Source organism: Pelagibacterium sp. H642, assembly GCF_031202855.1.
In the GTDB taxonomy this organism is placed as follows: domain Bacteria; phylum Pseudomonadota; class Alphaproteobacteria; order Rhizobiales; family Devosiaceae; genus Pelagibacterium.
This window is the reverse complement of sequence record NZ_CP101829.1, coordinates 2038324-2052115: the sequence shown is the minus strand read 5'-3', so window position 1 is coordinate 2052115 and position 13792 is coordinate 2038324. Positions and strand designations below refer to the sequence as shown.

Annotated in this window: 15 protein-coding genes; 2 read left to right on the top strand and 13 right to left on the bottom strand. The window is 64.1% G+C overall.

All coding sequences use genetic code 11. The annotated features are described in order from the left end of the window. Window positions 1-123: 123 nt before the first annotated feature. Complete coding sequence (argH, locus tag NO934_RS10090) at window positions 124-1506, bottom strand: argininosuccinate lyase (protein WP_309159833.1); 1383 nt, start codon at window positions 1504-1506, stop codon at window positions 124-126. A 29-nt stretch (window positions 1507-1535) separates the two neighbouring features. Between argH and NO934_RS10085 the strand changes: the two genes are divergently transcribed. Continuing rightward, on the top strand, window positions 1536-2183 hold the full coding sequence (locus NO934_RS10085; protein ID WP_309159832.1) for a TlpA disulfide reductase family protein: 648 nt from the start codon (window positions 1536-1538) through the stop codon (window positions 2181-2183). Between the two features lie 756 nt (window positions 2184-2939). On the opposite strand, the gene NO934_RS10080 is transcribed toward NO934_RS10085, so the two are convergent. The 7 genes from NO934_RS10080 to NO934_RS10050 form a co-directional block, all read right to left on the bottom strand. Next, window positions 2940-4133 carry a GNAT family N-acetyltransferase gene (locus NO934_RS10080; RefSeq protein WP_309159831.1) on the bottom strand — a complete coding sequence of 398 codons (1194 nt, stop codon included), beginning with the start codon at window positions 4131-4133 and terminating at the stop codon, window positions 2940-2942. Between the two features lie 109 nt (window positions 4134-4242). Then, window positions 4243-4434 carry a hypothetical protein gene (locus NO934_RS10075; protein ID WP_309159830.1) on the bottom strand — a complete coding sequence of 64 codons (192 nt, stop codon included), beginning with the start codon at window positions 4432-4434 and terminating at the stop codon, window positions 4243-4245. 3 nt (window positions 4435-4437) lie between these two features. Next, window positions 4438-4626: a putative motility protein gene (locus tag NO934_RS10070; protein WP_309159829.1), complete on the bottom strand. Its 189-nt coding sequence runs from the start codon at window positions 4624-4626 to the stop codon at window positions 4438-4440. Window positions 4627-4690: 64 nt separating this feature from the next. Continuing rightward, window positions 4691-5371, bottom strand: coding sequence for a rhomboid family intramembrane serine protease (locus NO934_RS10065; protein WP_309159828.1), 681 nt, complete (start codon window positions 5369-5371; stop codon window positions 4691-4693). A 64-nt stretch (window positions 5372-5435) separates the two neighbouring features. Beyond that, the gene (locus tag NO934_RS10060; protein ID WP_309159827.1) at window positions 5436-6068 is read right to left on the bottom strand and encodes a cysteine hydrolase; all 633 of its coding nucleotides are present in this window, start codon (window positions 6066-6068) and stop codon (window positions 5436-5438) included. A gap of 115 nt (window positions 6069-6183) precedes the next feature. After that, window positions 6184-6828: an outer membrane beta-barrel protein gene (locus NO934_RS10055; protein WP_309159826.1), complete on the bottom strand. Its 645-nt coding sequence runs from the start codon at window positions 6826-6828 to the stop codon at window positions 6184-6186. Between the two features lie 349 nt (window positions 6829-7177). Next, window positions 7178-7735, bottom strand: coding sequence for a TetR family transcriptional regulator (locus NO934_RS10050; RefSeq protein WP_309159825.1), 558 nt, complete (start codon window positions 7733-7735; stop codon window positions 7178-7180). 96 nt (window positions 7736-7831) lie between these two features. Here NO934_RS10050 and NO934_RS10045 point away from each other — a divergent pair, with 96 nt between their 5' ends. Then, window positions 7832-8977 (top strand): FAD-dependent monooxygenase, encoded by a 1146-nt coding sequence (locus NO934_RS10045; protein ID WP_309159824.1) that lies wholly within the window; start codon window positions 7832-7834, stop codon window positions 8975-8977. Between the two features lie 105 nt (window positions 8978-9082). Here NO934_RS10045 and NO934_RS10040 read toward each other — a convergent pair whose 3' ends face one another. The 5 genes from NO934_RS10040 to NO934_RS10020 all read right to left on the bottom strand — a co-directional run bounded on the left by NO934_RS10040 (window position 9083) and on the right by NO934_RS10020 (window position 13784). Continuing rightward, window positions 9083-10069 (bottom strand): DUF4238 domain-containing protein, encoded by a 987-nt coding sequence (locus NO934_RS10040; protein WP_309159823.1) that lies wholly within the window; start codon window positions 10067-10069, stop codon window positions 9083-9085. Further along, window positions 10066-11646 carry a hypothetical protein gene (locus NO934_RS10035; RefSeq protein ID WP_309159822.1) on the bottom strand — a complete coding sequence of 527 codons (1581 nt, stop codon included), beginning with the start codon at window positions 11644-11646 and terminating at the stop codon, window positions 10066-10068. Before NO934_RS10035 ends, NO934_RS10040 begins: the two co-directional genes overlap by 4 nt. A 133-nt stretch (window positions 11647-11779) precedes the next feature. Then, the gene (locus tag NO934_RS10030) at window positions 11780-12373 is read right to left on the bottom strand and encodes a cob(I)yrinic acid a,c-diamide adenosyltransferase (RefSeq protein WP_309159821.1); all 594 of its coding nucleotides are present in this window, start codon (window positions 12371-12373) and stop codon (window positions 11780-11782) included. Window positions 12374-12605: 232 nt separating this feature from the next. Further along, a complete protein-coding gene (locus NO934_RS10025; RefSeq protein WP_309159820.1) occupies window positions 12606-12815 on the bottom strand; it encodes a twin transmembrane helix small protein in 210 nt (69 codons plus the stop codon). Between the two features lie 36 nt (window positions 12816-12851). Continuing rightward, window positions 12852-13784: a LysR family transcriptional regulator gene (locus tag NO934_RS10020; protein WP_309159819.1), complete on the bottom strand. Its 933-nt coding sequence runs from the start codon at window positions 13782-13784 to the stop codon at window positions 12852-12854. Window positions 13785-13792 lie beyond the last annotated feature (8 nt).

Sequence of the window (13792 nt, the reverse complement as noted above, 5' to 3'; positions counted from 1 at the left end):
GAAATGCCTCCACGTCCACCACTGTAGGTGTGCAACATCAGCGCCCCCTCTCCCCTGGTGGGAGCGGGGATGGGGGTGAGGGGGGCGCTGAGCTAGCCAGGATCATCACGGCCGGAGTGCCCATCACGCCCCCAGCCTCTCGCGCCAGCCCACCGCCTGCGCCTTCACATTGGCCGGCGCCGTCCCGCCGAAACTCGTCCGCGACTTCACGGAATTGTCCACCCCCAGCACCTTGAACACCTGGGAAGTGATTCGCTCGTCGATCTCCTTGAAGTCCTCGATGGTCAGCCCCTCGAGCCCGCAGCCCTTGGCTTCCGCCGCCGCCACCGCGCGTCCGGTGATGTGATGTGCATCGCGGAACGGCACATTGGCCTCGCGCACCAGCCAGTCGGCGAGATCCGTCGCGGTCGAAAACCCAGCGCCTGCCGCCTGCGCCATCTTCTCGCGATTGACCGAAAGATCGCTCATCATCCCGGTCATCGCCGCCAGCGACAGCGAGAAATTATCCAGCGCATCGAAGGCGATTTCCTTGTCTTCCTGCATGTCCTTCGAATAGGCCAGCGGCAGCCCCTTCATCACCATCAGGAGCGATGAGAACGCCGCGAAGATCCGCCCCACCTTGGCCCGGATCAGTTCCGCCGCATCCGGATTGCGCTTTTGCGGCATGATCGAAGAGCCGGTCGAAAACTTGTCGGAAAGCCGCACAAACGCGAACTGCGCCGACGACCAGATCACCAGTTCCTCGGAAAGCCGCGACAGGTGCATGGCCGAAATCGCGCACGCCGAAAGCGTCTCCAAGATGAAATCGCGATCCGAAACCGCATCGAGCGAATTGCCCATCGGCCGGTCGAACCCCAGCGCCTTTGCCGTCATCTCCCGATCGATAGGAAATGAGGTTCCCGCCAGCGCCGCCGCCCCCAGCGGGCTTTCGTTCAAACGCTTGCGCGCATCCAGCAGCCGCCCCTTGTCGCGGTCGAACATTTCCACATAGGCGAGCAGGTGGTGCCCGAAGGTCACCGGCTGGGCGCTTTGCAGATGGGTGAAGCCCGGCATCACGGTCGCGGCCTCGGCCTCGGCCTTTTCCGCCATCACCCGCTGAAGCGTTTCGATCTGCGCCGCCAGCATGTCGATCGCGTCGCGAACATAGAGCCGGAAATCGGTCGCGACCTGGTCGTTGCGCGAGCGCGCCGTGTGCAACCGCCCGGCCGGTTCCCCGATCAGCTCCTTCAAACGCGATTCCACGTTCATGTGGATGTCTTCGAGCGCTCGCGAGAAGGTGAAGGCCCCGCTCTCGATTTCGCCGCGCACGGTCTCTAGACCGGCAATGATCGCGTCCCTATCGTCGCGCGTCAGAATGCCGGCTACCTCGAGCATGGTCGCATGGGCTATGGAGCCGGCGATGTCTTGTTTATAGAGGCGTTTGTCGAAGCCGATCGAAGCGTTGATCTCTTCCATGATGGCGTCGGGGCCGGACGCGAAACGGCCTCCCCACATGCGGTTGCTCATCGGCGCCTCTAAACTATGCGAGAGTGGATATGGACAAGGACGAAAAGCGAAAATCGGCACGCCCCGTAATCCTGGGCACGGGCCTTTTCGCAGCGGCGCTAGGTATAGCGGGGGCGGTCTGGCTTAGCAATGGCGGCGCTGTCGCAAGCACCTGCCCAGTCCGCGCCGATGCCGCCCAGTCCATTGACGACGCCGCCACCGGCGAACTCGCCGCCCTCCTGCCCTCGTCCCAATGGCGCGACTATTCCGATATCGCCTTCCAGGATGCCGATGGCAATCCGGTGACCCTCGCCGATTTCGCCGGCAAGAAGCTGCTCATCAATTTCTGGGCCACCTGGTGCGCGCCCTGCCGCGAGGAAATGCCGTTCCTCGATGCGCTTCAAGCCCGATATGGCGGGGACGATTTCGAAGTCGTCGCCATCAGTCTCGATATCGGCTCGGACGGCCCGGTCGCCGCCGCCCAATTCCTCGATGAAATCGGCGCCGAAAACCTCGCGCTCTATGCCGACCCCAGCTACGAGCTTTTCGAGCGCCTGCGCAACGAAGCGGTGACCCTCGGCCTCCCCGCCACGGTTCTGGTCGATAACGAAGGCTGCGAAATCGCCGTCCTCCAGGGCCCCGCCCACTGGGACACCCCCGACGGCCACCGCGTCGTGGAAACGCTGCTGGAGATCTAGCCAGAGCCGTTCAGCGGAGCCCCATCCTCTCCCCTCGTCACCCTCGGGCTCGACCCGAGGGCCCATGCCACGCTGCCCAATCCACAACGCCGAAACTCCGCCCCCGTCCTTCGTCCCCGCCTGGACCCGAAGCCCTCGCAGCGCTCCCGCACACGCGCAACCGATGTGCGCCTCCTCAACCTCTCCGTATGCCGACACTCCGCTGCTGGATTCCGGGAATAAATCCCGGAATGACAAGGGCTTGTGTATGGCACCTCATTGCGCTCCTCCCGGGCTCGTCCCGGGGCCAGTATGAGCGCCGCCCTCCGCTCTTACCGCCGCACCCGCCCCACTCCTCCTCGTCTTCGTCCCCGGACTTGACCCGGGGTTTAACCGGAGACCCGCAAGGTTCCCACACCCTCAGCAGAGGTGTGTTGCTCAGCCTCTCCCGCACCATACGCAGCCTTGCAGATTGTCAGGCCGAGCCCGCCAATGACGGAGGCAAAGGCAAGGGAACCCAGCCTCACCCATTCTCTCCCGTGTCACCCCGGGCTCGTCCCGGGGCAAGGTATGCGCGCCGTCCTCCGCTCTTGCCGCAGCACCGCCCCTCCCCCTCGTCGTCTTCGGGCCCGCCCGGAGACCCGCAAGGCCTCCACGCCCGCAGCAGAAGTGGTGTCCCCCGGCCTTTCCCAAATCACCGGCAGCCTTGCGGATTGTCGGTCCAGCCCCGCAATGACAAAGGGAACAATCGCAGGCCGCAGCCGCGAAGGATCAAACCTACCCCCGCCCCAACACCCGCTTGATCGCCCGCTTGCCCCGCGCCACGGCATCGATCCCCGCCACCAGCGCCCGCGTCGTCATTCCCGCCGGCCCCACCACCAGCGTGCCCACGGTTCGCGTCTCGCCCCAGAGCCCGCCGACCACATGCCCGTCAACGGTCGTCGCCGCATCCATGCGCTCGTACCCGTCCCCGGCAAAAAACGCCTCGATCACCTTGTATTCGAGCGCCATCCCCGGCCCGAACTTGCGGTAACGCTCGTCGAACGCGCATTTGGGCGTAAACAGCGTCGCCCCCGCCGCGATATTGACCGAAACCGCGATCGGGTTCCCATCGAGCAGCAGGCTATCGACCGAAGCCAGCCCCTGCCCGTCCCCGCGCCCGCCAAACGCCCGGCGCGCGAAATCCGCATCGGCCGGACACGAGAGCAGCGCCGTCCCGCGTTTCCCTTTCCAGCCCGCCGCCTCGATAGCCAGGAAATCCTCGACCCGCTGCGCGACCAGCGCGGGCTCGCTCACCCGCTCGAACCGCACCTCGCCCTCCTTGGCGAGCCGGCGCAGATTGCGCTCGATGTCCTTGGCGCGTTTCCTGCCGATCACCCCCGCCACATGCCCGGCGAAATCGATCCCCGTCCGCGTCAGCACCGGACGCCGATAGGTCGCCGCCATGCCCAATTCGAGCCCCAGCCGCCGCGCCTTGGCGCGCGCCATCTCGATAAACGCGCTCTCGGCCGCAACATGGGGAAACATCCAATGGCGCGGCAATCCGGGTGCCTGCGCCATGACGCCGAACAGCCCCATCATCGCCAATTGCGCATGCTCACGCGCCACCAGCGGGGTTCCGGCCACCTGGTAGATGTTGAGCGCCACTTCGCCCACGCCCATCGCTCCCGCCCCCCGCACCCGGAACGGCAGCAGCCCGATCAATTGGTCACTGCCATGCCGATAGAGCGCCAGCGCCCTCAGCCCGGCCTCGGCCCCGAACGCGTCGAGCCCGGCCAGCACCATCTGCCGGCTCAGCCAGGGATTGTCCTCGAGCGCATCGGAGGCCAGCCCATCCCACTGCTCCGCATCGATGGATCTGAGCCCTGTCGCATCCAGCATCTCGACCCGGCAGGGCAGCATCAGCTCGGCCGGCCGCTGCCAGGCCAGCGCGCCTACAAGGCTCATCGCCGCATCGGCAAATTCGATCATGCGATACGATACTCCCCGCTTCCGTCCCGCGCCGACCATGCCACAACCGCCCGCCCTTTGGCGGGGTGACATCGCAACATGTTTAATGGGTTTTTGTCGCCGGACGCGTTCACGCCGTCCGATCGACCCTGCCGTCATCGACAGTTCCCTCGGGGTTTGGCGCATCGAGCCTTTCGATCGCCTGCCGGATCATCACCTCGCCCCGGTGCTTGGCCACCAGTGCCCCGCGCGCTTCCAGGCTCTGCGCTTCCACGCTCGCCAGCCGGTGGATCACGATCGTGGACGAGTGCTGGATGAGCATGGATTACGCGCTCTTGTCGACCCGCGTCCCCATCCCGGCCGGCGCCGGCGGCGGCGCGCTTTCGACGGCCTGGGTCAGCATGTTGACCAGGTTCATCTCCATCTGGTGCTGTTGCTTGACCATGAGGATCTGCGCGGTGTGCTGGGTCTGGGCGCTCTGCATGGCAACGGCGGTCGCTGCGATATCGCTCATTTGGCCGGCTCCTTCCCGCGTTCTGCGTACCGCGGAACCGTAGCGAAAAATTCCTTACCGCCCGTTAACCGCCCCAAACCGGCACTTCCCGCCGCTTGAACACAACGACCAGCAGCGCTCCCGCCGCCACCCCGCCGATATGAGCCCACCAGGCCACCCCGTCCTCGCCGCCCACCGCGACGTAAAAGAGTTGCATCCCGATCCACGCCCCCAGCACCGCCCAGGCCGGCAGGGCCAGGGGAAAGGTGATGATCAGCCGGTTGAGCACGAACACCCGCACGCGCGGATAGAGCACCAGATAGGCCCCGATCACCCCCGCCACGGCGCCCGATGCCCCCACCAGCGGCCCATAGCTTTCGAGATTGAGCCACAGATGCGCCAGCCCCGACACCACGCCGCACAAAAGATAGAAGACGAGATAGCGCGCATGCCCCATAGCATCTTCCACATTGTCCCCGAACACCCAGAGAAACAGCATGTTGGTCAGAATATGCAGCCAGTCCGCATGGAGGAACATATAGGTCAAAAGCCCGGTCTGGTCCGGCAGCCACGCCGCCGGCCCATCGACCGACCCGGTCACCACCACCGGGATCATCCCATAGGTGATGTGCGCCTGGTAAAGCCCCTCTGGTCCGCCCGCGACCTGCAGCAGGAACACCAATACGGTCACCCCCAGCAGCCCGTAATTGACGAAGGGAAACTCGATATGGGCGATCTTGTTGCTGTCATAGAGCGGCAGGAACATGGGGCCTCCTGGGGTCCGGGCCAGCCACTCAACATCATTTCGCTGCCCGAGGCGAGCCTTTCGATCAGCGCGCCATCGCCGCCGTGATCCCGGCCACATCGGTCATGATCGCATCGCCCATATAGGCGATATTGGCAAGGCTGCGCTCGCCGGCCTCCTTGTGCCCCGATCCGCAGGCGTCCTCGACCACCACCGGCACGAGGCACAGATCCGCCCCATGCCGCACCGAGGGCTCGATGCCGATTTCAGTCGCCACCCCGCAGATGGCAAAGCCGGTCAATCCGCGATCGCGCAGGATGATCGAAAGCGGCGTCCCCTCGAAGGCCGAAAAGGTGATCTTGTCGAGCACCGCCTCATTCTCCCGCGGCGCCAGTTCGGGCACGATCTCGAAACCGGGCGAACCGCGCAGGAACCAGGGCTGGACCCCCTCGGGGCTCGATTTGCGCTGCCAGGCCATCGCCTGGCGCAACTGATAGGCCCCCATCAGCTCCTTGGGCATCGAAAGGTGCCGCAGGAAGATCACCGGAAAGCCATTGCTTCGCGCCGCCTCCAGCACCGCCCCCACCCGCTCGACCACCGCGCCCCCGTCGCCGAGCTGGCGCACGATCCCCACCTGCATATCATAGACCACCAGCGCCATGCGCTCGGGCCGGCAGAGATCGTCCAGCGATCGGGGAATGTCGAGATGGGTGGTCATGGCCATGTCCTCCTGCTCGCCACCTGCTTAAAAGCAATTGACGACAGAGATATGGCCCTACGAAAAAGGGCCCGCAATCGCCGGGCCCTAACATTTCCGCTAAACGGAACCGCTTCTAGAAGTGGAAGTTGAGGCCCGCGCGCACCGTGTGGATGTCGCTGTCCACGTCATAGGCACCGACCTTGACATCGGAGAACCCGACATAAAGATATTCGCCGCGCAGCGAGATATTGTCGGTGACCATGGCTTCCACGCCCGCGCCGGCGGCAAGGCCCACGCCATATTCGGTCTCCTCTTCACCCCCATCGAGCTCATAGCCCAGCTCGCCGAAAGCAACACCGGCGGTGACATAGGGCATGAAGGTGCCCATATCGGCGCCCAGGCGAGCCCGCACGGTGCCGAAATGGTTGAGACCGGCATCGACGTCGACGCCACCCACAGTCTCGTCCCACGTGATGTCGGAGAACTGGTAGTCGCCTTCCACACCGACGATCATGCCGCCGGCATTCCAGTTGTAGCCGACCTGGGCGCCGCCCAGCCAGCCTTCGAGTTCATCGCTGTCGAAAGTGCCGGCGTCGAATTCACCCCAACCATAGCCGCCATTGATACCGGCATAGAACCCGTCCCAGACGCTCGAATTGTCGACCACGGGAACGTATGGGGTGGGCGCAGGGGCCGGCACGCCGATCGGATCGGCAGCCATCGCCGGCCCGGCGGCGGCGAAAAGCGCAATGGCGGAAAGGGCAGCAAGCTTGTTCATCGGAGAACTCCATTTTTAACCGCCCCCGGTTTCGCCCATCTCCATTGCGGCAAGATTGCGGCTCTAACGCCTGAATACGGCTGTGACCTTTTTGCATCGCCGATTTAAGTGCGGCATGAGCGTTGCCGGACAGTCCTGAAACGTGGGGGACGCGGTCCTCTCCCGTGCCCGTCTCGGAAACTGGCGCTCCAACCCCCCAAGGCCCGTCGAAAGATTGAGGCTTGCCCGCGTCTGCCGAAACGCTGCCCCAGGCTCCCCTTCTCCCCTGGTGGGAGAAGGTGCCCCGAAGGGGCGGATGAGGAGGGCGCCGACTCTCCTGCACAAACCTTCTCGCCATTGAAGCTCTGCCCTAAGGCAGCGGATCGAACAGATACCGCTCCAGCGTCCCCCCCACCATCGCCCGGATCGTCTCGCGCGAGATATCCTCCCCCGTCAGCCCCAGCACGTAGCGCGCATAGGCCAGCCCCAGGATCTGCGTCGCGATCAGCGCCGCGCGCTCGCGCGCCCGCTCCGCCCCCGCGATGCTTTCAACCGCCCGCAGGATCTGCCCGGCGAAGATCGAACGGATGCGCGCCGCCGCCTCCGCATTGGTCGCCGCCGTGCGGATAAGCACCCGCAGCAGATCGTCGGTCTCCTCCCCCTCCCAGCGGCGGAAGAAATGCGCCGCCAGCGCCTGCCCCACCTCCGCCCGCGCAACGCCCGCCAGATCGGGCAGTTCGAGATCGATCGACACCGCCTCGGCGAAAAGCTGCTCCTTGCCGCCGAAATAGCGGTTGATCAGCGCCTGGTTCACCCCCGCCTCCGCCGCGATCTGGCGCACCGTGGTGCGCTCATAGCCATGCTCGGAAAAGGCCTGCCGCGCCGCCGCCACCAGCCGCGCCCGCGTCGCCTGCGCATCGCGCCCCATCACATCTCCTGCCATAATGTAAACATGTGTTGACTTATGCTGTCACACGACATAAGTAAACGCTTGCTTACAAGCTGACAAGGGAGACTACCCCCGATGCCTTCCCTCTCCACGGACGTTCTCATCGTCGGCGCCGGCCCGGCGGGCCTTGCCACCGCCATCGGCCTCGCCCAACGCGGCATCGATTTTCTGATCGTCGATGCCCTGCCGCAAGCCCAGAACACTTCCCGCGCCGCCGTCATCCACGCGGCGACCCTCGAGGCCACTCGCGCCCTCGGCGTCACCGAAACGCTGGTCGCCCAGGGCATCAAGGTGCCCCATTTCCGCGTCCGCGATCGCGACCGCGTGCTGCTCGCCACCGATTTCTCCCATCTCTCCACCCCCACCCCCTATGCCCTGATGATCCCCCAGGACGAGAGCGAACAGATCCTCAGCGCCCGCCTTGCCGAACTCGGCCACGCCATCCGCCGCCCCGCCCGCCTCACCGCGCTCGATATCGCAGCGGACGGCGTCCGCGCCACCTGCCAGACCGCCGATGGCGAACTGGAGATCGCGGCGCGCTATGTCGTGGGCGCCGATGGCGAAAAGAGCCTGGTGCGCAGCGCCGCCGGCATCGATTTCCCCGGCCACACCTATGGCTCGTTCCTCCTGGCCGATGTGCGCATGGATTGGCCGATCGCAAAATCAGAGGTGACGCTGTTCTTTTCGGGCGCCGGCACCTTGGTCGTCGCCCCCATGTCGAACGATCGCTACCGCGTCGTCGCCCAATTGCCCGACGCCCCTTCCGTGCCCACGCTCGTCGATGTCGAAGCCGTCATCGCCGCCCGCGGCCCCCGCTCGGGCGTAAAATTGCGCGAACTTCTCTGGGGCTCGCGCTTCCAAGTCCACCACAAGCTCGCCGACACCTTCCACAAGGGTCCGGTGCTGCTGGTGGGCGATGCCGCCCACGTCCACAGCCCCGCCGGCGGCCAGGGCATGAACCTTGGCCTGCGCGACGCCGTCGCCCTGGGCCAGGCCCTTGCCGACGCCCTCCAATCCGGCTCTGCATCCCCCCTCGAAACCTACAGCTCCACCCGCCGCCCCGCCGCCTCCCGCATCCTCGACCTGACCGACCGCCTCACCCGCATCGCCACCCTCTCCAATCCCACCTTGCGCTGGCTCCGCAACCGCCTGATCGGTGCGGCCGGAGCGTTGCCTTCAGTTCGGTCACGCGCGGCACGGACGTTGGCGGGGTTTGAATGAGGGGGGCAGGGCCGGAGACCATGGTAGCTCTCGACGCCATTCCGGTCGTCCAGATTTGGTCCGCCAATGACAAAAAGCCGCCAGTCTGCCAACATCTGAACATCGTCATGCTTGGGGTGAAGTTCGGGGTGACTTCGGCGGAGCAAGCATTGTCGCAGCCATGTCCTGCCTCTGCTTCGCAGACGCCTGAGCTAGCCGGGGCTGATCCTTGGTCGCAAAGTGCTTCGCGACGAACGACAGTTGGCTGTCGTCTACGCCGTAGACGAACTTTACGGCATAGTCACACATCTGACGATTGCACTCCCGCACCAGTTGACGGCGGGACATCGCGAGTATGGTGCGGAGCGCGGCTTCGTCTCTCGCGGCGACGAAAAGCTTGCGCGGTCCGATCGGTAGGGCGAGGTGCCCGCCCTCGATCATGAGCCCGTTGGTCCTGATGATCGGGCGATCCGAGGTCAGGAAATCGAAGTCGGCATCTGACGTGTCGATCACGTGCCAGAGCATGTGGTGGATCTTCCGGGCCACGTTTCCCCCATCCATCATGCTAACCAGCGCGTTCATCGCCGACCGGTCATGCGTGTCTGCAGGCAGATTTGCCATGTGCTCCTGAAAGGTCGCGGCATCGCCCGGCTTCCGGATCTCCTGATACCGCTCCTCCCACTGACCGAGCTCGTCGGCGCTCATGAGGTATCGCCAGGTTTCCTTGAATGCGGCCACGTCTTCCGGAGCGCGCAGGAGTAGCGAGTGGAGAAACACAGCCCATCCCGTCCTGCGCCGAGAGTCCCAACGCGCCCGGTTACCCTCCGCTTCCATCAAAGCCAAGGCATCGGCTGCAGCGTTATCGACGGGCGAGAAGAACTTGGTTTCCACCGCATTGGCCAGATCGTCCTCCAGCCCCCTGAGCTCGTAGAGCTTATCGGCAAATCCTGTTGCGGTGGGATGCCTTCGGTTTCGGACCAAACGGTCATGGGGTCGACTATACTGGCACAGCCTCCCATCATTCCCCGTCGCCCATCGCGAGAGATAGAAAGTAGGAATGTAATGGTGGCGGTGCGGCGGGTTCGGTGGAGGATTATTGCTCAGGCGGCTCATCGCTTGAGCTCTCCCCACCAAGGAAGCAACGCGGCGACGTCCATGGGGTATTTCTTCCCGACCAACTGAACGCCGCAGTCCCTCGCTACTTCAGGAAGCCCGTAACCGTCGTACTTGTCCGTCGTGGCATGACCTAGGACGGCCAGGAAATCCTGCTTCTCGGTCTGTGCGAGCGTGCCGTTAAGCTCCTGGACGGAAGCGAATACCACCCGGCGCATATCGGCATGCGTGATGTTTGGGTCCACGGACGCAAGTTCGCGAGCACGTGCCAATGCATTGTCACGGAGGCCTTTGGCCATTTGCATCCAGCCGTCCATGGTCAGGACGACACCCAGAGCGTCCTGCGATACGGCTTCATCCATGTAGAGGTTGCGCCTGGCATGGGAGAAGAAGCGCCACAGCTGGAATATGCCCTTTGCTATCTGCTCGAATCCTTGAGCGGCCACCACTTCGGGATTTTCGGCGAACTGCGCCTCGAAGGTCAGCTTCGTTGTCTTGCACTCGATGGCCAGCACCACCTGATCTCCGTCTTTGACGAGACAGTCAGGTGGGTCGATCTGCCGCCCTTTTGGTCCGTAGGCGGCGCCCTTTAGGGACTGCAATTCGGGCAAGTACGCCATTACCAGCGAGCGGATGTAATCCTCGAACCTGGCGTTGGCTTCAGTGAGCAGATCATTCGGTCCCTGCTTGATATCGTAGTAGAGGCCGGCGGTGCCGCGGGTCATAATTAGGTCAGGCAGTGGCGCTATGAACGTGGGGCGACTTCGATCGATCCGGATGATCGGCTTCCTGCGGAGTAGGCTCGGCATGTAAGCGATGCGCAACGGTCGCTGAAGACGCTGCGCCGCTTCCGTATTAAGCTGAACCGCCAGTTGGCGAGCGTCCGCCAGAGGTGTGCTCAAAAGGTCCAGCGCCCTCCCCATTTTCTCCTTCGATAGGCCAAGCACCTTCGGATCTGGTGTTTCCGCCCAAGGCTTCCCGCGCAGAACGCCGAAAAGAGCAAAGCTCAAGTACTGGAAGTCCGACACCGATAGGCCGTACTTCTGCTCAAAGAATTCGGCGCAGGCTTCCTGACCGTAGACGAAAGCGAACCGATAGAGTTCCTCGGTATTCGGACCGCGCTGCCAAGAAAACTGGCGCTGCCCGATGCGATACATCTCCTCCATGATATTTTCGGGCCGGCTTCGCAGGACGTATTCGGCGCCCTCCATGTCGCGCAGCGCGTTGGTCAGCAAGGCGGCGGAGCCGAAGTTGGTGCAGTTGGAGATATGGTGCCGCCCATGCCGGGCCCGATCTTTTCGGGTGGTAAGCAACGATGTGACGAACGTCTCCAGTTCCCACGGATAGACGGCATACTGGCCCCGGATTCCTTCGGTGGCGGCCTCCTTGGGGTATTTAATAAACCGGGCGGCTGCAGACACATTGCCTGTTTGCAGGGCTCGAACCGCCCAGATCATGGTCAGGCATGCAGCATCGTCGGCCCGTTCTAGCCATTTGGTGTAGCGTCTGCGGCGAGTGTCGAGCTTCAGTCGCGAGGCGTTGCGAGACGGCACCGTGGCAGGTTCGGCGTTGTTCATTGACGATAATTGTTCTTCGTTGTCGACGACGGCGATACCCTCAACTTTAGATCTATAGTGGCCGCTTATACAGTCGAACGACCTAAAGTTGTCGGTCCGCACCCCACCCCAAATCAGACGCGGCCTGCCACCCTCACCCCTCCTTGCTCGCCCCCGTATTCTTCCCCGGCTCCCAGAGCACATCCTTAGCCCCATTCCCATTGGCCACCCGCCCGAGCACGAACAGCAGATCCGAGAGCCGGTTGAGGTAGCGGATGGTTTCCGCCCCCAGTTCGGGCTCGGCGCGTTTTAGCCCCACGCACACCCGCTCGGCCCGCCGGGTGATGGTCCGCGCCAGGTGCAGCGCGGCTGAAAGCGGGGTGCCGCCGGGGAGAACGAAGGATTTGAGCGGTTCGAGCGCCTCGTTGAACCTGTCGATCTGGCCTTCCAGCCATTCGACCTGCGCCGGCGTGATCCTCAGCGCCTTATAGGCCCGCCCCTCGTCGCTTCCCGGCGTCGCGAGGTCCGATCCCAGATCGAAAAGATCGTTCTGGATGCGCGCCAGCGCGTGGTCCACCCGCGCCATGTCCTTTGTGTGCAGCCGCGCCAGCCCGATCGCCGCATTGGCCTCGTCCACGGTGCCATAGGCCTCGACCCGCAAATCGTCCTTTGCCCGCCGCGGCCCATCCACCAGCCCCGTCGTCCCGTCATCGCCGGTCTTTGTATAGATCTTGTTGAGCTTGACCATCTCACAACCACGCTTCTGTTTTGGGCCGCCTCAGCGCACCCCTCATCCGACCCGGCTTCGCCGGCCCACCTTCTCCCTCAAGGGGAGAAGGGTAGCCCTTCGCCAGCGCTTCGGCAAAATCATCAGCATCGCCACCAGAGCCCCCCTCTCCCCTTGAGGGAGAGGGGCCGGGGGTGAGGGTGCGCAGCCTCTCGGCACCAGCCAGAGCCTGCATTTCCCCAAGATCACCCCATCAACCGCCACCGCCACCTTGGGGCCCAAAGAAGAACAAAGCCGCCATGAGCAACCCCACCGCGATCGCCTGCATGATCACCCGCGCCCGCATCAGCTTCTGGCTCGTGTTCCCCGATCCGCCCTTGAACATGTTCCACAGCCCCATGAACAGGATGACCGTCGTGGCCCCGATGGCGAGAATGATGAGGATGTTTGTTGCCGCTTGCATGGCACCGCTTTCGTCTTTTTCGTTCAGCCTGTTCTATCAGGCCGAACCGGAATTGGCATTTGCCGCATTTCGCCGCGCGCTCTTTTTCAGCCAATTGCCCATCAGTTCTCCCAGCCGGTCGTAAACCGCCCTGATGCGCCGCGCCGTGTGCAGTTCGCGATGGCAGGTGAGCCACACCTCGAGCGGCGGGATGGCAAGGTTGAGCGCGATCGGCACCATGCCATCGGTCTGGCGGATAATGTTTGCCTGCGCGAAACCGATCCCCAGCCCGGCCCGCATCATCTCCCATGTGGCGCTCTGGCTGTCGCAGCGGAACGCGAAATCGGAGCGCTTGAGGTTGAACCCCAGCCGCTGCGCCGCAGCGATCAAAAGCTCGGATCGGTCGAACCCGATAAGATCGTGCTCCAGCAGGTCCTCCACCGTCCTGGGCGTCCCCCGCCGTTTCAAATAACCTTGATGCGCGCAAGCCACGATCGCCGTCTCCCCCAGCTTGCGGGTGATCAGATCCCCTTGCGTGGGCCGGAACATGCGCACCGCGATATCGGCTTCGCGCAGCAACAGGTTCTCCGCCGAATCGGTGGGCACGATCTCGAAATCGATGGCCGGGAATTCGATCCGCAACACCCGCAGCATCCGGGGCAGCACGTAATGGGCGATGATCACGCTCGCCGTGATCCTGACGCTCCCCGACAATTCGCTCGAGGTTCCCGCCACATGCAGTTCCGCCTCCGCGATCGCTTCGACCGCCCGCCGGATCGGCTCATAGGCGGCGAGCCCCAATTCGGTCGGGGTCAGCCCGGCCACGCCGCGCTCGAACAGCTTGGTCCCGAGCGTGAATTCGAGCGCCTCGATATGCCGCCCGATCGTGGGCTGGGAGGAGCCGAGCGCTCGCGCCGCTTTCGAGAGCGATCCATGCTCGGCCACCGCCGCAAAACTGCGCCACAGGGTCCAATCGGCCATAGTATTCATTTATGAAT